This is a genomic window from Allobosea lupini (assembly GCF_900109525.1).
In the GTDB taxonomy this organism is placed as follows: Bacteria; Pseudomonadota; Alphaproteobacteria; order Rhizobiales; family Beijerinckiaceae; genus Allobosea; species Allobosea lupini.
This window is the reverse complement of record NZ_FOAN01000003.1, coordinates 22,864-46,794: the sequence shown is the minus strand read 5'-3', so window position 1 is coordinate 46,794 and position 23,931 is coordinate 22,864. Positions and strand designations below refer to the sequence as shown.

The 23,931-nt window shown below is 66.6% G+C and carries 22 protein-coding genes; 10 read left to right on the top strand and 12 right to left on the bottom strand.

What is annotated here, in order from left to right:
- The first annotated feature begins 265 nt into the window (after positions 1–265).
- The 9 genes from BMZ21_RS09670 to BMZ21_RS09630 all read left to right on the top strand — a co-directional run bounded on the left by BMZ21_RS09670 (position 266) and on the right by BMZ21_RS09630 (position 10,842).
- The gene (locus BMZ21_RS09670) at positions 266–1,207 is read left to right on the top strand and encodes a cytochrome P450 (RefSeq protein ID WP_167561592.1); all 942 of its coding nucleotides are present in this window, start codon (positions 266–268) and stop codon (positions 1,205–1,207) included.
- Positions 1,208–1,442: 235 nt separating this feature from the next.
- Positions 1,443–3,416, top strand: coding sequence for an AMP-dependent synthetase/ligase (locus BMZ21_RS09665; RefSeq protein WP_208862254.1), 1,974 nt, complete (start codon positions 1,443–1,445; stop codon positions 3,414–3,416).
- Positions 3,413–4,228, top strand: coding sequence for an ABC transporter ATP-binding protein (locus BMZ21_RS09660; RefSeq protein WP_091832600.1), 816 nt, complete (start codon positions 3,413–3,415; stop codon positions 4,226–4,228). Before BMZ21_RS09665 ends, BMZ21_RS09660 begins: the two co-directional genes overlap by 4 nt.
- 202 nt (positions 4,229–4,430) lie before the next feature.
- The gene (locus BMZ21_RS09655) at positions 4,431–5,345 is read left to right on the top strand and encodes a branched-chain amino acid ABC transporter permease (protein ID WP_091834258.1); all 915 of its coding nucleotides are present in this window, start codon (positions 4,431–4,433) and stop codon (positions 5,343–5,345) included.
- An 11-nt stretch (positions 5,346–5,356) separates the two neighbouring features.
- Positions 5,357–6,436 (top strand): branched-chain amino acid ABC transporter permease, encoded by a 1,080-nt coding sequence (locus BMZ21_RS09650; protein WP_091832597.1) that lies wholly within the window; start codon positions 5,357–5,359, stop codon positions 6,434–6,436.
- Positions 6,437–6,542: 106 nt separating this feature from the next.
- On the top strand, positions 6,543–7,871 hold the full coding sequence (locus BMZ21_RS09645) for an ABC transporter substrate-binding protein (protein WP_091832594.1): 1,329 nt from the start codon (positions 6,543–6,545) through the stop codon (positions 7,869–7,871).
- Between the two features lie 157 nt (positions 7,872–8,028).
- Entirely contained in the window at positions 8,029–8,874 is an 846-nt protein-coding gene (locus BMZ21_RS09640) for an ABC transporter ATP-binding protein (RefSeq protein ID WP_091832591.1), read from the top strand.
- A 31-nt stretch (positions 8,875–8,905) separates the two neighbouring features.
- On the top strand, positions 8,906–9,580 hold the full coding sequence (locus tag BMZ21_RS09635) for a zinc metallopeptidase (protein ID WP_091832588.1): 675 nt from the start codon (positions 8,906–8,908) through the stop codon (positions 9,578–9,580).
- Positions 9,581–9,609: 29 nt separating this feature from the next.
- Positions 9,610–10,842 (top strand): phenylacetate--CoA ligase family protein, encoded by a 1,233-nt coding sequence (locus BMZ21_RS09630; protein ID WP_091832581.1) that lies wholly within the window; start codon positions 9,610–9,612, stop codon positions 10,840–10,842.
- A 3-nt stretch (positions 10,843–10,845) separates the two neighbouring features.
- Here the strand turns inward: BMZ21_RS09630 and ung are convergent, their stop codons facing one another.
- From ung to BMZ21_RS09575, 11 genes are all read right to left on the bottom strand, one after another.
- The gene (gene ung, locus BMZ21_RS09625) at positions 10,846–11,571 is read right to left on the bottom strand and encodes a uracil-DNA glycosylase (protein ID WP_244543787.1); all 726 of its coding nucleotides are present in this window, start codon (positions 11,569–11,571) and stop codon (positions 10,846–10,848) included.
- Positions 11,572–11,657: 86 nt separating this feature from the next.
- Positions 11,658–12,479 carry an aspartate dehydrogenase gene (locus tag BMZ21_RS09620; RefSeq protein WP_091832577.1) on the bottom strand — a complete coding sequence of 274 codons (822 nt, stop codon included), beginning with the start codon at positions 12,477–12,479 and terminating at the stop codon, positions 11,658–11,660.
- Positions 12,476–13,591, bottom strand: coding sequence for an alpha/beta hydrolase (locus BMZ21_RS09615; protein WP_167561591.1), 1,116 nt, complete (start codon positions 13,589–13,591; stop codon positions 12,476–12,478). Before BMZ21_RS09615 ends, BMZ21_RS09620 begins: the two co-directional genes overlap by 4 nt.
- Positions 13,578–14,279, bottom strand: coding sequence for an ABC transporter ATP-binding protein (locus BMZ21_RS09610; protein WP_091832571.1), 702 nt, complete (start codon positions 14,277–14,279; stop codon positions 13,578–13,580). The genes BMZ21_RS09615 and BMZ21_RS09610 overlap by 14 nt, the downstream gene beginning before the upstream one ends.
- Complete coding sequence (locus tag BMZ21_RS09605) at positions 14,279–15,031, bottom strand: ABC transporter ATP-binding protein (RefSeq protein WP_091832568.1); 753 nt, start codon at positions 15,029–15,031, stop codon at positions 14,279–14,281. Before BMZ21_RS09605 ends, BMZ21_RS09610 begins: the two co-directional genes overlap by 1 nt.
- Positions 15,028–16,050 (bottom strand): branched-chain amino acid ABC transporter permease, encoded by a 1,023-nt coding sequence (locus tag BMZ21_RS09600; RefSeq protein WP_208862253.1) that lies wholly within the window; start codon positions 16,048–16,050, stop codon positions 15,028–15,030. Before BMZ21_RS09600 ends, BMZ21_RS09605 begins: the two co-directional genes overlap by 4 nt.
- The gene (locus BMZ21_RS09595) at positions 16,043–16,957 is read right to left on the bottom strand and encodes a branched-chain amino acid ABC transporter permease (protein ID WP_091832562.1); all 915 of its coding nucleotides are present in this window, start codon (positions 16,955–16,957) and stop codon (positions 16,043–16,045) included. The genes BMZ21_RS09600 and BMZ21_RS09595 overlap by 8 nt, the downstream gene beginning before the upstream one ends.
- 75 nt (positions 16,958–17,032) lie before the next feature.
- Entirely contained in the window at positions 17,033–18,172 is a 1,140-nt protein-coding gene (locus BMZ21_RS09590; protein WP_244543786.1) for an ABC transporter substrate-binding protein, read from the bottom strand.
- 153 nt (positions 18,173–18,325) lie between these two features.
- A complete protein-coding gene (locus BMZ21_RS09585) occupies positions 18,326–18,877 on the bottom strand; it encodes a 3-hydroxyanthranilate 3,4-dioxygenase (RefSeq protein WP_091832556.1) in 552 nt (183 codons plus the stop codon).
- A gap of 32 nt (positions 18,878–18,909) precedes the next feature.
- Positions 18,910–19,890, bottom strand: a complete 981-nt coding sequence (locus BMZ21_RS09580) for a dihydrodipicolinate synthase family protein (RefSeq protein WP_091832553.1) — start codon at positions 19,888–19,890, stop codon at positions 18,910–18,912.
- Between the two features lie 27 nt (positions 19,891–19,917).
- The gene (locus tag BMZ21_RS09575) at positions 19,918–21,351 is read right to left on the bottom strand and encodes an NAD-dependent succinate-semialdehyde dehydrogenase (protein ID WP_091832550.1); all 1,434 of its coding nucleotides are present in this window, start codon (positions 21,349–21,351) and stop codon (positions 19,918–19,920) included.
- Positions 21,352–21,467: 116 nt separating this feature from the next.
- Here BMZ21_RS09575 and BMZ21_RS09570 point away from each other — a divergent pair, with 116 nt between their 5' ends.
- On the top strand, positions 21,468–22,376 hold the full coding sequence (locus BMZ21_RS09570; protein ID WP_091832547.1) for a LysR family transcriptional regulator: 909 nt from the start codon (positions 21,468–21,470) through the stop codon (positions 22,374–22,376).
- 17 nt (positions 22,377–22,393) lie between these two features.
- On the opposite strand, the gene BMZ21_RS09565 is transcribed toward BMZ21_RS09570, so the two are convergent.
- On the bottom strand, positions 22,394–23,803 hold the full coding sequence (locus BMZ21_RS09565) for an aminotransferase-like domain-containing protein (RefSeq protein WP_091832544.1): 1,410 nt from the start codon (positions 23,801–23,803) through the stop codon (positions 22,394–22,396).
- Positions 23,804–23,931 lie beyond the last annotated feature (128 nt).

Here is a 23,931-nt window from a genome sequence, read left to right as displayed (position 1 = left end):
AGAGCGGGCGCGATCGATTCTGCCTTGATGACGAAAGCGAACCAAGATGCACACCTTTGATTTGCCTGCCGATCCCGCCTTCTGGCAGGATCCCGCACCCTTCTTCCAATCTGCCCTCGCTACCGGCGACGGCCTCTTCGCATCGACCGGCGGCCTGTCCGTACTGGGCTATGAGGCGCTCTTCGCGCTTGGGCGCGACCCGCGCCTCGATGGCCATCCCTTCCCGCTCGAAGGTCTCGGCCCGGACAAGGCCGATATCCACGCCTTGCTGCGCTGGGGCCTGTTCACCCTGGCGGGGCCCGAACATCGCGGCCTGCGGCAAGCGGTCATTGCCGGGCTGTCGGCCCAGCGGATCGAGGCGTTGCGGCCCACGATTCGGCATCTGGCCGATGCGGCGCGCCGGGACCTGCTCGGCGCAGCCAATCCGGACCTGGTCCGCGACTTCGTCGCACCGCTTTCCGCCCGCGCCTTCTGTGCACTTGCCGGGATAGACCAGCAACAGGCAGGCCGGATCGGCTTTGCAATAGCCGTCATCGGCGAGCAATTGTCCTTCGCGCCGGCGCCGGACAGGCTCGCCGCCGCGAACCGGGAGGCGCGCGGCCTGCTGCGGCTGCTGCACGAGCTCGAATCCGAGGGCCAATCAGGGCTGATGCGCGACATCGCGGCGCGATTGCCGTCGGGGAGCGCCGCCAAGGCTGCAGATCTGGTCGCAGGCTTTGCATTCGACGCCGTCGAAACGACGATCTCGGGCGTGTTCTGCGTCCTCGACTACCTGATGCAACAAGAGCAATTGCGCCTCGACCTGTCGGCCGGACAGTACACGCTTTCCGATGCGGTGCAGGAGGCGTTCCGGCTGACCTCGCCAACGATCCTCACCGCCAGGATGGCGGCCGGGGACATCGTCTGGCGCGGCGAGACGATTGCCGCCGGCACTTCATTGACGATGTGGTGGCCGTCGGGCAATCTGGATGGATGGGCCTTCGAACAGCCGACGCGGTTCGATCCAGCCCGGCCAGCGAAACGGCACCTCGCCTTCGGCGTTGGCGGCCATGGCTGCCTCGGCCGGCAGCTCGCTTCGCTGCTCGCCGAAGAGGCCGTGCGCGCTCTGCTGGTCAGTGGCGGGCCGCAACCTGTCAGGATCGGCGAAACACGGTTCCTGCCGCGCTTCTCGCGTTTGAGTGAAAGCGCGCCGATCCGTTTCGTGTGACGGCAACGCGGCCTCCTGCACGATCGGGGGGCCGCAAACTCTCGAAACTGCCTGAGAAACACCGGTTCGGGTAGAGCAGGCTAAACCTCGGCGGGACAATAGCGCCCCAAATGCGTCTTGTCTGTCAAGTGGCTTCTTGCACAGCGCCGAGGCACCTGCAAAGCTTGCATGATCGCAAAAGGGCGCAAGGCCCGACAACCCGCGACAGACGGGGCGACAGGGTGGAGACGATATCGTGGCAAGCGCAGCCGCCGGCCGGGCGGACACCTTTCCCAAGCTTTTGCTGCGCAATGCGCGGGAGCGCGGCGCACGCGTCGCGTTCCGGCACAAGGACCTCGGCATCTGGCAGTCCTGGACCTGGGCCGAGGTGGCCGAGCAGGTCCGCGCCTATGCCAAAGGCTTCGAGCAGCTCGGCCTGAAGCGCGGCGAGAAGGTCGCCATCATCGGCTACAATCGCCCGCGCCTCTATTGGTCGATGGCCGCGGCGCAATGGCTCGGCGCGATCCCGGTACCAGTCTATGCCGACAGCGTCGCGGACGAGATGGCCTATGTGCTCGACCATGCCGGGGCGGTCTTCGCCTGCGTGCAGGACCAGGAGCAGGTCGACAAGGTTCTCTCGGTCATCGAGCGGCTGCCGGCCCTGCGCCACATGCTCTATGACGAGCCCCGCGGCCTGCGCGATTACGACCACGCCAAGCTGCACGACATCGGCAACGTGATCGAGGCCGGGCGCGCCGCGCTCAAGGACACCACGGTTTCAGCCGCGCATGACCGCGAGATGGAGCAGGGCGCGAGCGACGATCTTGCCATCATCCTCTACACCTCCGGCACGACCGGGCGGCCCAAGGGGGTGATGCTGACGCATTTCAACGTCATCACCGCCGCCGAGATCGGCTGCAGCTTCGACGGGCTGAACGAGAACGACGAGATCATCGCCTATCTGCCGATCGCCTGGGTCGGCGACCATGTCTTCTCCTATGCCCAGGCGATCATCGCCGGCTTCTGCGTCAACTGCCCGGAAGGGCCCGAAACCGTCGTCGACGACCGCCGCGAGATCGGCACCACCTACGCCTTCGCGCCGCCGCGCGTCTTCGAGACCATGCTGACGCTGACCATGGTGCGCATGGAGGATGCCGGCCCGCTGATGCGGAAAGTCTTCAACTACTTCCTCGGCGTCGCCAAGCAGCATGGCGAGAAGATCCTGAACGGCGAATCCGTGCCGCTCTCCGCCCGGCTGCTCTACAAGCTCGGCGACATCATCATCTACGCGCCCTTGCGCAACCGCTTCGGCCTGACCAACATCAAGGTCGGCTACACCGCCGGCGAGGCGATCGGCCCCGAGCTCTTCCGCTTCTACCGCTCGATCGGCGTCAACCTGAAGCAGCTCTATGGACAGACCGAGGCCGGCGTCTACATCACCATGCAGCCGGACGGCGAGATCAAGGCCGACACGGTCGGCAAGCCGGCGCCGCAGGTCGAGATCAAGATCGCCGACAATGGCGAGGTGCTCTACCGCTCGCCCTCGATCTTCCGCGGCTACTACAAGGACGACGAGAAGACCGCCGAGACGATGACCGAGGACGGCTATGTCCGCTCGGGCGATGCCGGCTTCTTCGACGAGAGCGGGCACCTCAAGATCATCGACCGCGCCAAGGATGTCGGCAAGCTCAACTCGGGCGAGCTGTTCCCGCCGAAATACATCGAGAACAAGCTGAAATTCTATCCGAACATCAAGGAGGTGGTCGCCTTCGGCCAGGGCCGCGACTACGCCACCGTCGCGCTCAACATCGACCTGACCGCCGTCGGCAATTGGGCCGAGCGCAACAACGTCGTCTACGCCTCCTATCAGGAGCTCGCCGGCCATCCGCAGGTCTACGAGATGATGGCCAAGCATGTCGACGAGGTGAACCGCTCGCTCGCGGCCGAGCCGATGATGGGCGGCGCCCAGATCAAGCGCTTCCTGATCCTGCACAAGGAGCTCGACGCCGACGATGGCGAGCTGACCCGCACCCAGAAGGTCCGGCGCGGCTTCATCGCCGAGCGCTACGCCCCGCTGGTCGAGGCTTTGTACAACGGCTCGACCCAAGCGGATATCTCGACGGAAGTGACCTTCGAGGACGGCCGCAAGGGCGTGATCTCAGCGACGGTCAAGGTCGCCGACGCCAAGGTTTACCCGGTCTCGAGCCTGGCGACGAAGGAGGCGGCATGAACGCGCATTCCATGACGGTCGCCGGCGAACCGGTCACGCACAAGGGCGAGGTGCTGCTCTCGGTCGACAACGTCTCCCTGCGCTTCGGCGGGGTGAAGGCGATCAGCGACGTCTCCTTCGACATCCGCAAGGGCGAGATTCGCGCCATCATCGGCCCGAACGGCGCCGGCAAGACCTCGATGCTGAATTGCATCAACGGTTTCTACCATCCCCAAGAAGGCCGCATCACCTACAAGGGCCTGCGCCGCGCCAAGGTCAGGCCGCACCAGGCCGCCGCCGCCGGCATCGCCCGCACCTTCCAGAACGTCGCGCTGTTCAAGGGCATGTCGACGCTCGACAACATCATGACCGGGCGCACCCTCAAGATGCGCAAGGGCTTCTTCTGGCAGGCGCTGCGCCACGGGCCGGCGATGGACGAGGAGATCGAGCATCGCAAGGTCGTCGAGGACATCATCGACTTCCTGCAGATCCAGCACATCCGCAAATTGCCGGTCGGCAAATTGCCCTATGGCCTGCAGAAGCGCGTCGAGCTCGGGCGTGCGCTCGCGATGGAGCCGGAGCTCCTGCTGCTCGACGAGCCGATGGCCGGCATGAACCTCGAGGAGAAGGAGGACATGTGCCGCTTCATCCTCGACGTGAACAATCAGTTCGGCACCACCATAGCCTTGATCGAGCACGACATGGGCGTGGTCATGGACCTCTCCGACCGCGTCGTCGTGCTCGAATACGGCCGCAAGATCGCCGACGGCACCCCGGCCGAGGTCAAGGCCGACCAGCGCGTGATCGACGCCTATCTCGGAGTGGCGCACTGATGGCCGCCGCAAGCAAGGACATGAGCGCAAAGGAAATGAGCGCATGAGCGACATCGCCGCGCAGCCCGCGCCCAATCTCCTCGGCAATGTCTGGGTCAAGACCGGCCTGATCGTGGTCGGCCTCGTCGCCGCCGCGCTCATCGGCGCCCGCATCGACCCGACCGGCACGATCCACAATATCTTCGTCGATCCGTTCAACCAGATGGTCCAGGCCCCGGACCTGCTCGCCCAGACGATCTGGGAGGGCCTCGTCTCCGGCGTACTCTATGCGCTGATCGCGCTCGGCTTCGTGCTGATCTTCAAGGCCTCGGGCGTGTTCAACTTCGCCCAGGGCATCATGGTGGTCTTCGCGGCGCTGACGCTGGTCGGCCTCTACGAGAAGGGCGTGCCGGCCTTCCTCGCGGTCATCCTGACGCTCGGCGTGATGTTCGCCCTCGCCGTGACGATCGAGCGCGTGGTACTGCGCCCGCTGGTCAACCAGCCAGACATCATCCTGTTCATGGCGACCTTCGGAATCACCTATTTCCTGATCGGCTTCGGCGAGGCCATCTTCGGCGGCAATCCCAAGCAGATGATCGCCGAGCAGCTCTATCTGCCCAAGGGCGCGATCGACCTGAAGATCCTGGGCGGCATCGTCTCGCTGCAGAAGATCGACATCGCTGCCGCCATCATCGCCTCGCTGATGATCGCCGTGCTGGCGCTGTTCTTCCAGTACACGCGCATCGGGCGCGCCCTGCGGGCCGTGGCCGACAGCCACAAGGCGGCGCTGTCGGTCGGCATCTCGCTCAACCAGATCTGGGTGATCGTCTGGTTCACCGCCGGCATCGTCGCGCTGATCACCGGCATCATGTGGGGCGCCCGCTCCGACGTCTCCTTCGCGCTCGAGATCGTGGCGCTGAAGGCGCTGCCGGTGCTGATCCTCGGCGGCTTCACCTCGATCCCCGGCGCCATCGTCGGCGGGCTGATCATCGGCATCGGCGAGAAGCTCGGCGAGTTCTACTGGGGGCCGCTGATCGGCGGCGGCATCGAGAGCTGGCTCGCCTATTTCATCGCGCTAGGCTTCCTGCTGTTCCGGCCGCAGGGCCTGTTCGGCGACAAGATCATCGAACGCATCTGAGAGGCGGACCCGTGTTCTACCGCGAAGCCGGCCAATACAAGACCAACTACGCCGCCGACATGGCCGTGTTCCCGCTCCGGCAGGACCGGATCGGCATCGCCGTCATCCTGGCGATCGCCCTCGTCGGCATCCCGCTGATCGGCAACGACTTCTTCATCGCCTCGGTGATGATCCCGTTCCTGGTGTTCTCGCTGGCGGCGATCGGGCTCAACATCCTCACCGGCTATACCGGGCTGATCTCGCTCGGTACCGCCGCCTTCATGGGTGTCGGCGCCTATTCCTGCTACAAGCTGACGACCTTCTTCCCGGGCGTGAACATCATCGTCCTGATCTTGTTGTCGGGCCTGTTCTCGGCGGCGATCGGCGTGCTGTTCGGCCTGCCCTCGCTGCGGATCAAGGGCTTCTATCTCGCCGTCGCCACGCTCGCCGCGCAGTTCTTCCTGCAATGGGCCTTCGTGCGCGTGCCCTGGCTGTTCAACTACAACGCCTCCGGCGCGATCGAGGTGCCGCAGCGCACATTGTTCGGCCTGCCGATCACCGGCGCCTCCGCGACCCCGGAGACGCGCTATTTCGTCTGCCTCGGGCTCGTCGTCGTGCTGACCTGGTTCGCCTCCAACATCGTCCACGGCAAGCTCGGCCGCTCCTGGATGGCCGTGCGCGACATGGACATCGCCGCCGAGCTGATGGGCATCAAGCTGCTCAACGCCAAGCTCACGGCCTTCGCCGTCTCCTCCTATTTCGCCGGTGTGGCCGGAGCGATGATGATCTTCCTCTGGTATGGCGGCGGCGAAGCCAACGACGTCTTCACCATCCGCCTCTCCTTCACCATCCTGTTCATGGTGATCATCGGCGGCCTGGGCTCGCTGATCGGGTCCTTCTTCGGCGCGGCCTTCCTGTCGATCCTGCCGACGGCGCTGAAGTTCGGCCTGCCGGCGCTGGGCGTGCCGATCGGCGGCGCCACGGCCGAGCACGTCACCTTCATGCTGGTCGGCGCGCTGATCATCCTCTTCCTGATCCTCGAGCCGCACGGCCTTGCCCGGCTCTGGCAGATCGGGAAGCAGAAATTGCGGACGTGGCCCTTCCCCTACTGAGACCGGGGCGCAGGGTCCAAGGACAACGACTCGCCGCGGTCTTCAAGCGGCGGGCAAGCGAAGACGGGACGGCTCGGCCGGACCCGGCAACCACGGAGGAAGGCCTATGAAAACGAGCAGCATCATCAGGAGCGTCGCCGTCGGCGCGCTTCTCGCCGCCGGAGCGATCGCCGCACCGGCCAATGCGCAGGAGACGATCTACTTCTCCAACAACGCCTATCGTACCGGCCCGTTCTCGGGCTCCGGCATCCCGATCGGCGACGGCATGCGCGACTACATCTCGATGATCAACGAGCGTGACGGCGGCGTGAACGGCGTCAAGGTCGTCTACGAGGAGTGCGAGACCGGCTACGACACCAAGAAGTCGATCGAGTGCTACGAGCAGGTCAAGTCGAAGACCATCGTCTACAGCCCGTGGTCGACCGGCGCGACGCTGGCGGCGATCCCGCGCGCCCATGTCGACAAGCTGCCGATCCTGTCGATGGCCTATGGCCTCTCGGCCTCGGCCGACGGCACCAACTTCCCCTGGGTCTTCATCCCGCCGCTGACCTATTGGGACGGCGCCTCGGTCATGGTGAAGCACATGGCGAACGAGCTCGGCGGCATGGACAAGCTCAAGGGCAAGAAGCTCGGCCTGATCCATCTCGACGCGCCCTTCGGCAAGGAGCCGATCCCGGTGCTCGAGAACCTCGCCAAGAAGTACGGCTTCGAGCTCAAGCTCTATCCGGTTGCCGCGGCCGACATGCAGAACCAGGGCTCGCTCTGGCTCTCGATCCGCCGTGACCGGCCGGACTTCCTCTACAACCAGGGCTGGGGCGCGATGAACCCGACCGCGGTGAAGGAAGCGATCAAGAACAACTTCCCGATCAACAAGCTGGTCGGCGTCTGGTGGGCCGGCGGTGACGACGACGCCCGCGCCGGCGGCGCCGAGGCCAAGGGCTACCGCTCGCTGAACTTCAACGCGGCCGGCCAGAACTTCCCGGTGATCCAGGACATCCTCAAGCATGTCGTCGAGAAGGGGAAGAGCACGACGCCGAAGGAGAAGGTCGGCGAGAACCTCTACAATCGCGGCGTCTACAACTCGATGCTCGTGGTCGAGGCGATCCGCACCGCCCAGAAGCTGACCGGCAAGAAGGTGATCACCCCCGAGGACATGCGCCGCGGGCTCGAGAACCTGAATATCGACGAGGCCCGCCTCAAGGAGATCGGCATGGCCGGCTTCGCCTCGCCGGTGAAGGTCAGCTGCACCGACCATTCCGGCCACCACAAGGCCTATGTCGCCGAATGGGACGGCACCAAGTGGACCCAGAAGGGCGACTGGATCGAGCCGATGAAGGACGAGGTCCGGCCGCTGATCGAGGCCAACGCCAAGGACTATGTCGAGAAGGCCGGCAACTGGCCCAAGCGCACCGAGCCTTGCGAAAAATCGTCCTGATCTGACGAGTGCCAATCCTTCTCCCCTCCGGGGGAGAAGGTGTCTGCGAAGCAGACGGATGAGGGAAGTCTTGTACCGCCTCATCCGTCCGTCCCTCATCCGACCCGGCTGACGCCGGGCCACCTTCTCCCCCGAGGGGAGAAGGATTGGAGGTTCAATGTCGACCGCCACCCTCGAGAAGCCCGCAGCCGCCGCGGCGACGGACACGATCCTGTCGCTGAACAATATCGAGGTGATCTACGATCACGTCATCCTGGTGCTGAAGGGTGTCTCGCTGACCGTGCCGCGCAAGGGCATCGTCGCGATCCTCGGCGCCAACGGCGCCGGCAAGACCACGACGCTGAAGGCAATCTCGAACCTGCTCAAGGCCGAGCGCGGCGAAGTCACCAAGGGCTCGATCGTCTTCGACGGCGAGCGCGTCGACAAGATGTCGCCGAGTGAGCTCGTCCGCCGCGGCTGCATCCAGGTGATGGAAGGCCGGCATTGCTTCGGCCATCTCTCGATCGAGGAGAACCTGCTCACCGGCGCCTTCACCCGCCGTGACGGCAACGCCGCGATCAAGCGCGATCTCGAGAAGATCTACGAGCTTTTCCCGCGGCTTAAGCAGCGCCGCAACTCGCAGGCCGGCTATACCTCCGGCGGCGAACAGCAGATGTGTGCCATCGGCCGCGCCATGATGAGCAAACCCAAGATGATCCTGCTCGACGAGCCGTCCATGGGGCTGGCGCCGCAGATCGTCGAGGAGATCTTCGAGATCGTTCGCCGGCTCAACGACAAGGAGGACGTCTCCTTTCTCGTCGCCGAGCAGAACACCAACATGGCACTGCGCTACGCCACCTATGGCTACATCATGGAAACCGGCCGCGTCGTCATGGACGGCGAAGCCAAGATGCTGCGCGAGAACGAGGACGTGAAGGAATTCTACCTGGGCGTCGCCGAGGGCAACAAAAAGTCCTTCCGCGAGGTCAAGAGCTACAAGCGCCGCAAGCGCTGGCTGTCATAGTCAAGCCGGGATCGGCGGGCACGACCCGGTCATGCTCTATGTCGTCCTCGCTCTCCTTCTCGTCGCCGTCATCTACGGTCCGCAATTCTGGGTCCGCTACGAAATGGACAGGCACGCCGCAGACAGGCCAGACCTTCCCGGCACCGGCGGCGAGCTTGCCCGCCATCTGCTCGATCGTTTCGGCCTGCAGACAATCCCCGTGGAGATCACCGCCGCGGGAGATCACTACGATCCCGACGCCCGTGCCGTGCGGCTCTCGCCCGGCAACCATGACGGCCGCTCGATCACCGCCGTCGCCGTCGCCACCCACGAGGTCGCCCATGCGCTCCAGCATGCGCAGGGCAGCCGCCTGTTCGATATCCGCACCAGCCTCGCCCGGCTGCTGGGCAAGGTCGACAAGGTCGCGATGGTGGTGCTCGTCACCGCGCCGCTGGTGATGATCCTGGTGCGGGCTCCGGGCGTGCTTTTCGCTCAGTTCGCCGCGGTGCTGGCGCTGCTCGGCATCGGGCTCGTCGTCCATCTCGTGACGCTGCCGGTGGAATTCGACGCCAGCTTCGGCAAGGCACTCCCGATCCTCCAGCAGGACGGCTACCTGCACCCGGACGACATGCCGGCGGCACGCGGGGTGCTGAGGGCCGCGGCGATGACCTATGTCGCGGCCTCCCTGATGGGACTGCTCAATTTCCTTCGCATCCTGCGCCGATAGGCCGGGCACCATTTCCAAGGGCAAGCGCGATGAGCGAGCACTACGACGATCTCGAGACCCGGCCGCCCGAGCGGCGCGAGGCCGACCTGTTCGCAAAACTGCCGGCCGTGCTCGCCGCTGCGCTGACGACACCGGGCTATGCTGCGCATCTGAAGGGCGTCGATCCGACCGGTGTCACCGACCGCGCCGCGCTCGCCGAATTGCCCGTGCTGCGCAAGGCCGACCTGCCTGCGCTGCACAAGGACAGCCCGCCCTTCGGCGGCTTCGTCGGTTCGCCGCTCGGCTCCTTCGGCCGGCTCTTCACCTCGCCCGGCCCGATCTTCGAGCCGGAGGGGGTCGGCAGCGATCCCTGGGGCACGGCACGCGGCCTCTACGCCGCCGGCTTCCGCAAGGGAGACGTCGTTCTCAACACCTTCGGCTATCATCTGACACCGGGCGGCTTCATCATGGATTCGGCGGCGCGCGCCATCGGCTGCGCCGTCATCCCGGCCGGTCCCGGCAATACCGAGCAGCAGATGGAGGTGATCGGCGCCTACAATCCGAGCGCCTATCTCGGCACGCCGGACTTCCTGAAGTTGCTGATCGAGGCCGCCGACAGCCGCGGCATCGACACCTCCTGCCTGAAGCGCGCGATCGTCTCGGGCGCGGCCTTCCCGCCCTCGCTGCAGGCCTGGGTCCGCGACCGCGGTGTCGACGCCTACCAGCTCTACGCCACCGCCGATATCGGGCTGATCGCCTATGAGACCGGCGCCCGCGACGGCATGGTGCTGAACGAGAACCTGATCGTCGAGATCGTCCGCCCCGGCACCGGCGACCCTGTCGCCGAGGGCGAGGTCGGCGAGATCGTCGTCACCAATCTTGACCCGCACCACCCGCAGATTCGCCTCGCGGTTGGCGATCTCACTGCGGTCCTGCCGGGGGCGAGCGCTTCCGGCCGCACCAATGCGAGGATCAAGGGCTGGCTCGGCCGCGCCGACCAGACGGCGAAGGTCAAGGGCATGTTCGTGCGGCCCGAACAGGTCGCCGAGATCGCCCGCCGCCATGCCGAGATCGCCAAGCTCCGCCTCGTCATCGGCCGTGCCAACGAACTCGACACGATGACGCTGAAGGCCGAAATCTATGCCGAGCCGAAGGGCTTCGTCGACGCGGTCTCCTCGACCCTGCAGCAGGTCACCAAGCTGAAGGGGGCTGTCGAGGTGCTGCCGCTCGGCGCACTCCCGAATGACGGCAAGGTCATCGCCGACGAGCGGCCGGTGGGGTAGCCCTCACCACGCGACCGGCTGCTCTCCTTTCGCCTTCAGCCAGTCATTCGCCTGGCTGAACGGCTTCGAGCCGAAGAAGCCGCGCCGCGCCGAGAGCGGCGAGGGATGGGCGCTGGCGATGACGAGATGCCTGCTCTCGTCGATCAGGCCCCGCTTGGCCTGCGCGGGTAATCCCCAAAGCATGAAGACGACATGCGGTCGCCGCTGCGAGACGGCCGCGAGGATCGCGTCCGTCACCGCGCGCCAGCCGAGCTTGAGATGCGAGCCGGCCTGCGTCGCGCCCTCGCGCACCGTCAGCGCGGTGTTGAGCAGCAGCACCCCCTGCTTCGCCCAGCCAGAGAGATCGCCGTCAGCAGGCGCAGCGAAGCTGATATCCTCGGCCCGCTCCTTGTAGATGTTGACCAGCGAACGCGGCAGCGGCGGCGGTCCGACATAGGAGAAGGCGAGCCCGTTGGCATGGCCGCGTGTCGGGTAAGGGTCCTGGCCGAGGATGACGACCCTGACATCGTCCAGCGGCGTCAGCGTGAGCGCCGCCAGAAAGCGCTCCGGCATCGGCGCCACGACCTGGCCGATAGCGCGCTCGGCATCGACGGCGGCGCAGGCGCGCGCCACCGTGCCGTCGCGGAAGACGGAAAGATCGCGCCAGGAGGCTGAGGCGGGCGAGGCCAGAAACGCATCAAGGGCGGCGCGATAGGTCATCGTCGATGTCATCGTGATCGGGTCATTCATCGTCATCTCAGGCAACCCGCAGCGCGGCGCAATCGCAGCCAGCGGATCATCTCAGTCCGCAAAGGCCCGGTCGAGTGGCGGCAGGATCAACGGCAGAGTGGGCTGACGCTGTTGCTGATCATCCGGACGAGACTGAGCGCGGCCATCTCCGAGGATTTCGGATTGTCGGCGAGCGGCCTGTTCTCGATGGTGACACTGAGGCGGCCGAAGGCGCCATGCGCGCTCAGGCGATGGCAGTTCTCGGCGATCCCGGGATCGGCGATCAGCTCGACGCGGGTCCGGTCGAGCCCAATGCCGGCGAGCGCCGAGATCACCGCGACATTGGCGTTCTGGGGAAAGCGCCGGGCCGCCTCGCGGGCGGAGCCGATGAAGAAGCTAGCCGGTGCGGTCAGCGCATCGAGCGGGACGAGCCTCTCGGCAGGCGTGCCCCGCCAAGCCGCCGGCGGTTTGACGATGGCGTGGACGACCTCGTCGAGCGGCAGCGCCGAAGCTGCCGCGAGCGCATCGATGCCGGCGAGCGCGCCTGATGTGACGACGAGCTGGCTGCCGGCGGCTTCGGCGACCGACATGAGGCGCTCGAGCAGCGCCGTGTCGGCGAGGGCACCGGCCGAGGTCACCGCGAACGCCCCCGCCTGCCGCAAGGCACTCTCACCCCAGAGCGCGACGGCGGGCTGCCCTGCGGCTTCCGCCACGATGTCGAGATCAAGCCCGGCAAGCTGCTGCGGGTCGGTCAGCAGGCTGGCGTCGGCCGGGATATCCTGCGCGCGTTCGGGCGAGCGCACGCCGATGGCGACGATCGAGACCGCTTCAGCAACCACCGATCGCGACAACAGCCGGACGACATGCCGGTTGATCGCGCCCCAGCCGATCAGCCCGATCCTCAGCGGCTTGCGCCGACGAGCCGTCATGGTCTTGCCGTCCGCAAGGCGAGGTCGAGCAGGGCGCCGCTATTCAGCCCCTCGAGCATACTGAAGTGATGGCCGGGGCAGATCAGCGGCTCGGACGCCTGCCAGGCCGCCGCCAGCCTCGCCGATTGTCGCTTGAACGCGTCGCTCTCACCCTCGCCGACGGCGAAGGCGAGGCGTGCATTGCCAGGGCGCGGCCGACCGAGCGGGCTGAGGCGCACCGCGCGCTCGGTATCGTCGAGGCCGAGCAGGCGCCCGATCGGGAGGTGACCGAGCGGTTTCAGATCATACAGCCCGGAGAGCAGCGGCGCCGAGGCAACCGGCGGCGACGCCGGGTCGCACAAGGCCATCGCCGCGAGATGGCCGCCGGCTGAATGGCCGCTGATGTGCAGTTGTGCCGGGTCGAGGCCGAGCGCCTCGGCTTCGCGAACGAGAAAGTTCAGCGCGGCGACAGTCTGGGCGATGCTCGCTTCCAACGGCGTCTCCGGAGCCAGCCCGTAATTCGGCTGGGCGACCGCGAAACCGGCATCGAGCAGCCCCTGCGAGAACTGCGCGTGCTGGACTTTGTCAGAAGCCTGCCAGTAGCCGCCATGGATGAAGACGAAGATCGGGGCGCGCGCCACGCCGGCGGGACGATAGAGATCGAGCGTCTCGAAGCGGCCTGGGCCATAGGCGAGGTCGAGCCCGCCATGCCCGGCGCGGAAGGCCTCCCCTTCGCGGCTCCATCGCCGGAACAGCGCGGTCATGTCGGCCTGCAGGCGCGGGCTGTATTGCCGGCCGAGCTCGCGCAGCGGATAGCCCTCGACCTCGATATCCGGCAGCGGCTGTGGCATGGCGTGGCGGGCGCGGACAGTCAGGCCCGGCTCCGTTCCAAGTTGAAGGTGGATCGGCGGCCGGAAGCCGGCGAAGACCTCGCGATAGGCCAATTCGACCGTATGGCGCGAGAGATGGAAGGCGGCGGGATCGGCGCTCTCCCAGTCCATGCCGGTCAGGTGATGCGGGCCGCAGCCGGCCGCGACCAGGCCGGCGAGGATCTCGCTCAGCGTGTCGCGCAAGGCTTCGACGGGATCGACCGCGAGACTGCTCGCGACGATCTTGTTTTCAGACGCCGACATAGCGATGCACCAGTTCCGCATTGGCCGCGAGGTCGCCGCTCGAGCCCGACCAGACCGTGCGCCCCTTCTCGATGATGTAATGCCTGTCGGCCAGGCGCTTCAGCACCGCGATGTTCTTGTCGATCAGCAGGATCGACTGGCCCTGCGCCTTGAGCGCTTCGATGCAGCGCCAGATCTCGGCCCGGATCACCGGCGCGAGGCCCTCCGTCGCCTCGTCTAGGATCAGCAGCTTCGGATTGGTCATCAGCGCCCGGCCGACCGCCAGCATCTGCTGCTCCCCGCCCGACAGCGTGCGGGCCGACTGGCCGGCGCGCTCCTCAAGGCGCGGGAAGAGGGCATAGACTCGCTCCAGCGTCCAGGGCGAAGAGCGCCCGAGCCGGTTTGCTGCGGTGGCAACGAGGTTCTCGCGCACGGTCAGCGTCGGGAAGACCTGCCGGCCTTCCGGCACGAGCCCGATGCCGCAGCGGGCGATCGCCTCCGGCGTATTGCCCTTGAGCTGGCGGCCGTCGAAGCTGATTTCGCCGCCCTTGGGCGACAATAGCCCCATCAGCGAGCGCACCGTCGTGGTCTTGCCCATGCCGTTGCGACCGAGCAGGGTCACGACCTCGCCGTCGCCGATGTCGAGGCCGACATCGAACAGCACCTGGCTGGCGCCATAGGCCGATTGCAGGTTGCGCACGCTCAGCATCAGGCGTCCCCCTCGCCGAGATAGGCGGTGCGGACGTCGGCGCTGTCGCGGATCTCCTGCGCTGTCCCGGTCGCGATGATGCGGCCATAGACCAGCACCGAAATCCGGTCGGCGAGCGCGAAGACGGCGTCCATGTCGTGCTCGACCAGCAGCATGGTGACCCGGCCCTTCAGCCCGGAGAGCATCGCGACCATCTGCTCGCTCTCGGCATGCCCTAGACCCGCCATCGGCTCGTCCAGCAGCAGCACGCGCGGCTCGCAGGCGAGCGCGATGGCGAATTCGAGCTGCTTCTGCTCGCCATGAGAGAGATCGGCGACCTTGACCTCGGCTCGATGGGCGAGGCCGGCGGTGGTCAGATGCTCGCGGGCGCGCTGGCGCAGGCCCTTGTCGCGGCGGGCATCGCCGAAAAAGCGGAAGCTGTGCCCCTGCCGCGCCTGCACGGCGAGCGCGACATTGTCGAGCATGCTGAAATCGGGCAGCAGCTGGTTGATCTGGAAGGTGCGGGCGAGGCCGCGCCGGACACGTTGCGGCGTCGCCAGCGCGTCGATCGGCACGCCCTCCAGCCTGATCTCGCCTTCGTCATGGCTGAGCTCGCCGAAAAGCTGGGTCAGCAGCGTAGTCTTGCCGGCGCCGTTCGGGCCGATCAGCGCGTGGATCTCGCCCTCGACGACATCGAGGTCGACATTGTCTGTGGCGATCAGCCCGCCGAAGCGCTTGCGCAGGCCGCGGACGGAGAGGAGCGGCTGGCTCATCGCGCGCTCCTGCCGATGCCGAGGCGGCTGAACAGCCCGTTGAGCCCACCTTGCGTGAAGAGGACGACGAGCAGGAGGATCGGCCCGAGCACGAGTTGCCAATGCTCGGTCCATGAGGTCAGCACGGTCTCGAGAATGACGAGGGCGGCTGCGCCGAAGAGCGGGCCGAGCAGGGTGCCGACGCCGCCGAGGATGACCATGATCATCAGCTCGCCCGACTTGGTCCAGTGCAGCATGTCCGGGCTGACGAAGCGCAGATAGTTGGCCATCAGAGCGCCGGCGAGGCCGGTGCCCATGCCGGAGATGACGAAGGCGGCGAGCTTGTAGCGATAGGGCGCGATGCCGATCGCCGCCATGCGCCGCTCGTTCTGGCGGATGCCCGCCAGCACCATGCCGAAGCGCGAGCCGACGATGCGCCAGAGCGCCAGGAAGACCAGCACGCCGATCGAGAGGCAGATGAAATAGAAGGTGATGTCGTCACGGGTGTTGAGGCCGAAGAGCTCGTTGCGGCGCCGGATCGTCATGCCGTCATCGCCGCCATAAGCTTTCAGCGAGACGAACAGGAAGAACAGCATCTGCGCGAAGGCGAGCGTGATCATGATGAACTGCACGCCGCTGGTGCGCAGGGACAGCGCGCCGATCAGCAAGGCGAGCAGCCCGCCGACCAGGATCGCGGCCGACAGCGTGATCAGCAGCTGGCTCGTGCCGGGGATCAGGCCGAGGAAGAGGCTGTCGTCGACATAGTTGCGGTAGAGGATGCCGACGACATAGCCGCCGACGCCGAAGAAGGCGGCGTGGCCGAACGAGACCATGCCACCAAAGCCGAGCGCGAGGTTCAGGCTGGCGGCGGCGATCGCATAGATCAGCACGCGGGTCGCTAACGGCACCAGTGCCGGCTGGCCGAGCGCCTGGACGACAAAGGGCAGCGCGATCAGCCCGAGGGCCAATGCCAACAGCATCAGAGCACGGCCGGTGCTCGGCGCGGGGGAGCCGGTTTGGATGATGGCGTCATCAGACATTGGCGGGAAAGAGTCCCTTAGGCCGCACCAGCAGCACCACGGCCATCAGCATGTAGATGCCCATCGAAGCCAGGCCGGCGCCGAGCGCATCGGCTTCCGAGCCGGTCATGACCTGGCGCAGCAGGCCGGGCAGGAAAGCACGCAGCACCGTGTCGACGAGGCCGACGAGCAGGGCGCCGAAGAAGGCGCCGCGGATCGAGCCGACGCCGCCGATCACCACGACGACGAAGGTCATGATCAGGATCTGCTCGCCCATGCCGACCTGTACGGCCAGGATCGGCCCGGCCATCAGCCCGGCGAGGCCGGCGAGCAGGGCGCCGAGGCCGAAGACGGCGGTGTAGAGCAGGCGGATATCGACGCCGAGCGCCCTGACCATCTCGCGATGGGTCGCGCCGGCGCGGACCAGCATGCCGATGCGGGTGCGATTGATCAGGAGGTAGAGCCCGAGCGCGACGAGAAGGCCGACCGCGATGATGATCAGCCGATAGATCGGATAGGTGAGCCCCGGCAGCAGCTGGACCGAGCCATTGAGCACGGATGGCACCGAGACGAAGAGCGGCTGGCGCCCGAACAGAAGGGTCACGCTCTGATTGAAGATCAGGATCAGCGCGAAGGTCGCCAGCACCTGGTCGAGATGGTCGCGGGCATACAGCCGGCGCAGCACGAACAGCTCCATCGCCATGCCGACGATCGCCGCCGCCGCGAGGCCGGCCAGGATGGCGAGAAAGACCGAGCCGGTCTGTGCCGCGGCAAAGGCGGCGGCATAGGCGCCGACCATGTAGAGCGAGCCATGGGCGAGGTTGATCACGCCCATGATGCCGAAGATCAGCGTCAGCCCTGCAGCGAGCAGGAACAGCATCACGCCGAACTGCAGGCCGTTGAGCAATTGTTCGAGAACGAGGGTCATTGCTGGTCACGTCCGGCTGGCGACGGGATGGGCAGGCAGCAGCCCACCCCGTCGATGCGGGAGCTTGTCAGTGGTTCAGAGCTTGCAATCCTTGGCGTAGGCGTCGCTGTGATTGCTCAGCACCTTGCCCGAGGTCTTCAGCACCGGCGTGCCGTCGGCGCCCTTCTCGACCTTGAGTGCGTACCAGTCCTGGACCGGGTGCTGGTTCGGGCCGAACTTGAAGGCGCCGCGGACCGACTGGAAATCGGCCTTGGCGAGCGCCTTGCGCAATGCCGGCACATCGGCCTTGCCGCCGGTCGCCTTCAGCGCCGAAGCGATGGCGAGGGCGGTGTCGTAGCCCTGGCTGGCGTAATAGGTCGGCACGCGGTTGTAGGCTTTGGTGAAGGCCTCGACGAACGCCTTGTTCGCGGCGTTGTCGAAATCGGTGTTCCAGTGCGCGGTGACGCTGAGGCCGAGCGCCGCGTCGCCGACCGCCTTCAGCGTGGTCGCGTCGAGCGAGGGTTCGGCCAGCACCATCGGGGTTTTGCCGAGCAGGCCGGCCTGCTGGTATTGGCGCAAGAAGGCGATGCCGAGCCCGCCCGGATGGAACTGGAAGACGACGTCGGGATTGGCCGAGCGGATCTGCGCCATCTCCGGGGCGAAATCGGTCTGGTCGAGCCTGGTATAGACCTCGCCGACGATCTCGCCCTTGAACAGGCGCTTGAAGCCCGCGAGCGCATCCTTGCCGGCCTGGTAGTTCGGGGCGAGGATGAAGGCCTTCTTGTAGCCGAGATTGGTGGCGTGCTGGCCGGCGCTCTCGTGCAGGCTGTCGTTCTGCCAGGAGACGACGAAATAGTTCTCGTTGCACTCCTTGCCGGCGAAGTTCGACGGCGCCGCGTTGGGGCTGACATAGAGCGCGCCGGCATCGACGATATCGGGCACGGTCGCGCCGGCGACGTTCGAGAAGACGATCCCGGTCATGATCTTGATGCCGTCGGTCTTCAGCATCTTCTCGGCGATCTGCTTGCCCTGGCCGGGCTTCAGCGCGTCGTCCTCGACCACGAGCTCGACCGGCGCGCCGCCGAGCTTGCCGCCGTTCATGTCGATGGCGAGCTTGAACGCGTCGCGGATGTCCTGGCCGAGATAGCCGCCCGGCCCCGACAACGTCGTGACCATGCCGATCTTGACCGGCGCCTGCTGGGCCAACGCTGGCATGGCGACGGCGGCGGCCAGCATCAAACCCAGGTATCCTGATTTACGGTGCTGCATGGTTCCCCTCCTCCGATCATTCGCGTCGGATTGTCAGAAATTATTTTAAGCTTAAAGCAATCTCCAATGGGCGCGCAAGAGCCGCGAAGTGGCCGGACGAACCGGCACCTTCGTCGTCGCTCAGAGCGCGACCCAACCGGCCGGCGGCTTCCGGCCGGGGTGGACGGCGCCGCACTGCTTGCAGGTGCGGGCCTTCTCGTCGGCGAAGAAGGCTTCGTAGAGCGGCGGCAGGTCCTTCACGAGATCCCCGACCTTGAGCTCGATGCGATGCACCAGGCCGTTGCACTCGAAGCAGTACCATTCGAAGCCGTCGACCTGGTCGGCATGGCGCGCCGGCTCGACCACGAGCCCGATCGAGCCTTCCTGCGGGCGCTGCGGCGAGTGGCGCACATGCGGCGGCAGCAGGAAGACGTCGCCCTCCCGGATCGTGACGTCGTAGTGCTTCCCGTCATCGACCAGCTTCAGCATCATGTCGCCCTTGAGCTGGTAGAAGAACTCCTCCACCGGGTCGTCATGGTAGTCGGCGCGCTGGTTCGGCCCGCCGACGACCATCACGGTCATCTGGCCGTCGTCGAACACCTTCTTGTTGCCAACCGGCGGCTTCAGCAGGTGCTCGTTCTCCGCGATCCACTTCTTGAAATTGAAGGCCTTCAGCCGTCCTTCGCTCGCCATATCCGTCTCTCCCGTCGTTCAAGCCTTAAGTCTCAGCCAGCCTTGGCCAGCGGTGTACCGGCAAGCTGCAGCCCGCAGCTCTCGAAGGCGGCGCGCGTCGCCGCCTTCTCGGCTTCGGTCAGCTCCAGCAGCGGCGCGCGCACGCGGCCGCCGACCTGGCCGAGCAGTTCCTGCCAATATTTCTGATGCGCGTGCGGCTTCTCGGCCGGCCGCGTCGTCCGCAGCGCCTCGCGCACAGGGTTCAGGCTGTCGCGCACTGCATGCGCCTTCTCGACCTCGCCGGCGAAGGCGAGGTCGGTATACTCGCGCATTCGCCGGTCCGCTGCCGTCTGGATCAGATAGGGCGGCGAGGAGCAGAGATAGACCTGCCAGCCGAGCTCGACGATGTTGTCGAGCCATTCCTCCTCGGAGGCGGTGCTGACCAGGATGCGGTCGCCGGCGAGCCGGGTCAGCTCGGCATACATGGCGCGCGGCACGCTGTACTTGATCGCGACGACGTTCTCGATGTCGGCCAGGCGGTTGCACAGCTGCGGGCTCATCAGATAGCCGGAGTCCGGATGGCTCCAGAGCGCGATGCCGATGTCGACCTGCTCGGCGATAGTCCGGTAGTACTGGTAGAGCGTCTCGTCCTGCGCCTTGAAGAAGTGCAGGATCGGCGCGTGCACGACGATGTAGTCGGCGCCGACCTTCTGGGCGTGCTTCGCAAGATCGATGACGACATCCATGTTCTGGTCGGAGCAGGACATGATCGTCTGGCCGCGCCCGGCCGTGGCCTCGACGGCGAGCTCGAAGCTGCGCTTGCGCTCCTCGACCGACATCGCGAAGAACTCGCCCTGCTTGCCGGCGATGAACAGGCCGTCGATGCCGAGATCGTTTGTCCAGTGCCGGATATTCTCGCGGAACCCGTCCTCGTCGATGGCGAGCGAGGAGGTGAACGGCGTCAGCGCGGCTGCCCAGATGCCCTTCATATTGGCGCGGGTGTAAGCCTTCGCGTCCTTCCTGGCGTATTTCATGTAGGCAATCTCCCTGTCGCCTGCCGGTCAGATCGCCATGCGGTGCGAGACCGTCTTGATGGTCGTGTAGTGCGCCAAACCCTCGGCGCCGCCCTCGCGGCCATAGCCGCTGTCCTTGACGCCGCCGAACGGCACCTCGGCGACCGAGGCCTCCAGCGTGTTGATCGAGACGTTGCCGGCCTCGATCTCGTCGGCGAGACGGTCGGCCCGGCTGGCGGAATGGGTGAAGGCGTAGGCGGCAAGGCCGAAGGGCAGGCCGTTCGCCTTGGCGATCGCGTCGTCCAGGGTCGAGACCGGGTTGATCACCGCGAGCGGTCCGAACGGCTCTTCACGCATGACCCTTGCATCATCAGGCACATCGGCGAGCACGGTCACCGGGAAGAAATAGCCGCGATTGCCGATGCGCTCACCGCCGGCGAGAACGCGCGCACCCTTGGCCCTGGCGTCAGCGACCAGCATCTCCATCGCCTCGATGCGGCGATGATTGGCGACGGGGCCCATCTGCGTTGCGGCATCGAGGCCGTTGCCGACCACGACCGAGCGCGCCTTCTCGGCGAAGGTCCGGGCGAAGGCCTCGTAGATCGGCTCCTGCACGAAGAAGCGCGTCGGCGAGGTGCAGACCTGGCCGGCATTGCGCGACTTGCGGATCGCCGACGCCGTCGCCGCCGCGACCGGATCGACATCGTCGCAGACGATCACGGGGGCATGGCCGCCGAGCTCCATCAGCACCGGCTTCATATGATCGGCGGCGATCCGGGTCAGATGCTTGCCGATGGCGGTCGAGCCGGTGAAGGCGATCAGCCGGGTCTGCTCCTGCGGGATCAGATAGGATGAGATCTCGGCGGGCACGCCGAAGACGAGGTTGAACACGCCCGGCGGCAGGCCGGCATCGTGCAAGGCGCGGGCGATGTGGAGCGCGCCGGCCGGGGTTTCCTCCGCCGCCTTCAGGATGATCGAGCAGCCCGCCGCGAGCGCCCCGGCGATCTTGCGCGCGGGCTGGCTCATCGGGAAATTCCAGGGCGAGAACGCCGCGACCATGCCGATCGGCTGGTGCATCACGACATACTTGATGCCGGGCTCGCTCGGGATCACCCGTCCATAGGTACGCTGCCCTTCCGCCGCGTCCCATTCGAAGAATTCGCAGCCGCGGATCACCTCGAGCTGCGCCTGGGCGAAGGGCTTGCCATGCTCCAGCGTGATCGCATGGGCGATCTCGTCGATGCGGGCCCGCATCAGCGCGGCGGCCTTAAGCATGATCTCGCCACGGGCCCGCGGCGACATCCTGCTCCAGACCCTGAAGCCGTCCCTGGCCGCCGACAGCGCATCGTCCAGATCGGCGCGAGCGGCGACAGGAAGCGCGCCGATCACGCTCTCATCGGCCGGATTAAGAACAGGCAGGCTGTCGGAGGTCTTGCGCCAGGCGCCGCCGATATAGAGCTTGAGATCGGGATAGGCGGTCATGAAAAGCCTCGAACGGAGCGGCCAGCGGCGCGATGTCGGGGCATGATGGCCTTGGCCATGACCATATGGAATTCAGCTTATTTGTCTGAATTCAGAAGATCTGCTTATAAATCGTGATGGCAGTCACGCTCCGACAGATCCAGGCGTTCCTCGCCGTCGCCGAGCTCGGCACCTTCACCAAGGCGGCGGAGCGCCTGCACATGGCGCAGCCGGCGCTGTCACAATTGGTGCGTGAGCTGGAGCAGGCGCTCGGCATCCGCCTGTTCGACCGCACGACGCGCCGGGTCGAATTGACCGAGGGGGGCCGGGAGTTCCAGGGCGCCTCCGCCAAGATCGTCCATGATCTCGACCTCGCCATCCAGAATGCCAATGATCTCGCCGAGCGTCGGCGTGGCAAGATCACCGTCGCCGCCCCGCCATTGCTGGCGGCGGCGATCCTGCCCGAGGCGATTGCGGAGATGCGCGAGCGCTTTCCCGGCGTGCAGGTCGCGGTGCTCGACGCGCGCACCGACACGATCGTCGAAGCCGTCAGGACGAACCGGGTCGATTGCGGACTCGGCACCTTCGCCGCCATCGAGGACGGTATCGAGCGCATCCCGATGGCGCGCGACCAGCTGATGCTGTTCTGCAGCCCAGGCAGCCGCTTCGCCGATGCGGACGTCGACTGGCGCGAGCTGCAAAGCGAGCCGCTGATCACGCTGACCCGCGACAGCGGTATCCGGCTGCTGGTCGAGGTCGCCTACGAGACCGTCGGCATTCCACTCGTGCCGGCCTATGAGGTCGCGCAGATCACCACCGCCCTGGCGCTGGTCGAGGCCCGCCTCGGCGTCGCCGTGCTGCCGACCTATGCGCGGGCGGCGGCGCCGCATCGCCGGGTCCTCGCCAGGCTGCTGGCGAACCCGGCGATTGCGCGCGACATCGTACTGATCCGGCCAAGCGGCCGCTCGGTCTCGCCGGCGCTGGCGACGTTCGAGACTGTCCTGCGCCGCCATGTCCGCCGCCTGACGCCAGCCGACATCGACTGAGTTCGGCGCCGCTGGTGCTAGGAGATGCTCGCCAATTCGGCCTGGAGGAAAGCCATGAGGGCGGGATCGTCGGCATAGGCGACGTTGACTCGCATGCCCGAGACTCGCTCATTGCCTTCGAGCTGATGCCGCTCAGGCATGAAGACCGTGCCGGGCGCGATGAAGATGCCCTGCTCGGAGGCGCGGCGCGCCAGCGCGAGATCGTCGAGACCCGGCGGCAGACCGACCCAGAGATAGTAGCCGCCGCCCTGTCGCGAGAAGATCGGCAGGCCGAGGCGCTCCAGACCGGTGAAAGCGGTGCGGGTCGCCTTGCCGATCCGTTCCTTCAGGCGCTTGAGGTGATGGCGGTACTGGCCGCTGGCGATGAGGTCGCTAACCAGCCGCTCCAGATAGCCGGAGGAATTGACCACGGTCAGCATCTTCATGTCGCCGAGCGAGCGGGCGAGCGCCGGGCTCGCGGCGACATAGCCGATGCGCAGGCTCGCGGAGAGCGTCTTAGAGAAGGTGCCGAGATAGATCACGCGTTCCAACTGATCGAGCGCGGCGAGCCGCGGCGCGCTCGCCGGCATCACGTCGGCGAAGGGGTCGTCCTCGACGATGACGAGATCGTGCTGGGCGGCAAGCTGCAGCAGGCGATGCGCGATCGGCAGGGCGATCGAGCCGCCGGTCGGGTTGTGCGCCAGTGACTGGGTGAAGAACACTTTTGGCCGGTGCCGCGCGATCTGCGCGGAAAGATCATCGAGATCCGGCCCGTCCGGCAGCCGCCGGATGCCGGCCATCTCGATGCGGGCGAGCTTCAGCTTGCCGAACAGAGGGTAATAGCCGGGGCTGTCGACCAGCACGGTGTCGCCGGGCTGGAGCAACTGTCGGATGATCAGGTCGAGCGCGTGGTTGGCGCCGAAGGTCATCAGGATCTGCGCCGGCGAGACCTGGATCGAGCGCTCGGCCAGCATCAGCCCGATCTGCGTGCGCAAGGGGGCGTAGCCGACCGGATCGCCGTAGCCGTGCTCGATCGGCAGGTCGCCCTTGCCGCTGCGGACGCGCAAGTGCCGCCCGAGCTCGGAATCCTCCATCCAGGAGCGCGGCGGGCGGCCGTCGCCGACGCGAACGGGATGGACCTGGCAGAGCTGTTCGCGGAGCAGCGAGACGATGTCGATCGCCTCGCTCATATGCGGCGGCGGCGCCTCGCTCGGCCGCTGTCCGGGGGCGCGGACATAGAAGCCGGCGCCACGGCGGGCCTCGAGCCGGCCGCTGGCGACGAGTCGGTCATAGACCTCGACCATGGTGTTCTTGGAGACGCCGTATTCGCCGGCCGCCAGTCGCAGCGAGGCCATGCGCCGGCCGGGCTGGAGCAGCCCTTCGTCGATCATCCGGCTGATCCGGGCAACGATCGCGCCGGTGCGGTTGCTGTCGACCTGCTCGTCCATCAAGCCTCGCGGCTGTACCAGTCAATCCACTGGTACAGAGAATGGGACATTGCGAAAATTGTGCCTTGCCGCTCTCCGGCGATTGTCCGAGCTTGTCAACCGAAGAAGCGCCGATGCCGATCGCGAGG

Bases quoted from the DNA above. Each gene is read 5' to 3' on its own strand.
- BMZ21_RS09660 (WP_091832600.1), top strand. From the start codon at position 3,413: ATGAACGCGCATTCCATGACGGTCGCCGGCGAACCGGTCACGCACAAG.
- BMZ21_RS09655 (WP_091834258.1), top strand. From the start codon at position 4,431: ATGGTCCAGGCCCCGGACCTGCTCGCCCAGACGATCTGGGAGGGCCTC.
- BMZ21_RS09645 (WP_091832594.1), top strand. From the start codon at position 6,543: ATGAAAACGAGCAGCATCATCAGGAGCGTCGCCGTCGGCGCGCTTCTC.
- BMZ21_RS09640 (WP_091832591.1), top strand. From the start codon at position 8,029: ATGTCGACCGCCACCCTCGAGAAGCCCGCAGCCGCCGCGGCGACGGAC.
- BMZ21_RS09635 (WP_091832588.1), top strand. From the start codon at position 8,906: ATGCTCTATGTCGTCCTCGCTCTCCTTCTCGTCGCCGTCATCTACGGT.
- BMZ21_RS09630 (WP_091832581.1), top strand. From the start codon at position 9,610: ATGAGCGAGCACTACGACGATCTCGAGACCCGGCCGCCCGAGCGGCGC.
- ung (WP_244543787.1), bottom strand. From the start codon at position 11,571: ATGAATGACCCGATCACGATGACATCGACGATGACCTATCGCGCCGCC.
- BMZ21_RS09620 (WP_091832577.1), bottom strand. From the start codon at position 12,479: ATGACGGCTCGTCGGCGCAAGCCGCTGAGGATCGGGCTGATCGGCTGG.
- BMZ21_RS09615 (WP_167561591.1), bottom strand. From the start codon at position 13,591: ATGTCGGCGTCTGAAAACAAGATCGTCGCGAGCAGTCTCGCGGTCGAT.
- BMZ21_RS09610 (WP_091832571.1), bottom strand. From the start codon at position 14,279: ATGCTGAGCGTGCGCAACCTGCAATCGGCCTATGGCGCCAGCCAGGTG.
- BMZ21_RS09605 (WP_091832568.1), bottom strand. From the start codon at position 15,031: ATGAGCCAGCCGCTCCTCTCCGTCCGCGGCCTGCGCAAGCGCTTCGGC.
- BMZ21_RS09600 (WP_208862253.1), bottom strand. From the start codon at position 16,050: ATGTCTGATGACGCCATCATCCAAACCGGCTCCCCCGCGCCGAGCACC.
- BMZ21_RS09595 (WP_091832562.1), bottom strand. From the start codon at position 16,957: ATGACCCTCGTTCTCGAACAATTGCTCAACGGCCTGCAGTTCGGCGTG.
- BMZ21_RS09590 (WP_244543786.1), bottom strand. From the start codon at position 18,172: ATGCTGGCCGCCGCCGTCGCCATGCCAGCGTTGGCCCAGCAGGCGCCG.
- BMZ21_RS09585 (WP_091832556.1), bottom strand. From the start codon at position 18,877: ATGGCGAGCGAAGGACGGCTGAAGGCCTTCAATTTCAAGAAGTGGATC.
- BMZ21_RS09580 (WP_091832553.1), bottom strand. From the start codon at position 19,890: ATGAAATACGCCAGGAAGGACGCGAAGGCTTACACCCGCGCCAATATG.
- BMZ21_RS09575 (WP_091832550.1), bottom strand. From the start codon at position 21,351: ATGACCGCCTATCCCGATCTCAAGCTCTATATCGGCGGCGCCTGGCGC.
- BMZ21_RS09570 (WP_091832547.1), top strand. From the start codon at position 21,468: ATGGCAGTCACGCTCCGACAGATCCAGGCGTTCCTCGCCGTCGCCGAG.
- BMZ21_RS09565 (WP_091832544.1), bottom strand. From the start codon at position 23,803: ATGGACGAGCAGGTCGACAGCAACCGCACCGGCGCGATCGTTGCCCGG.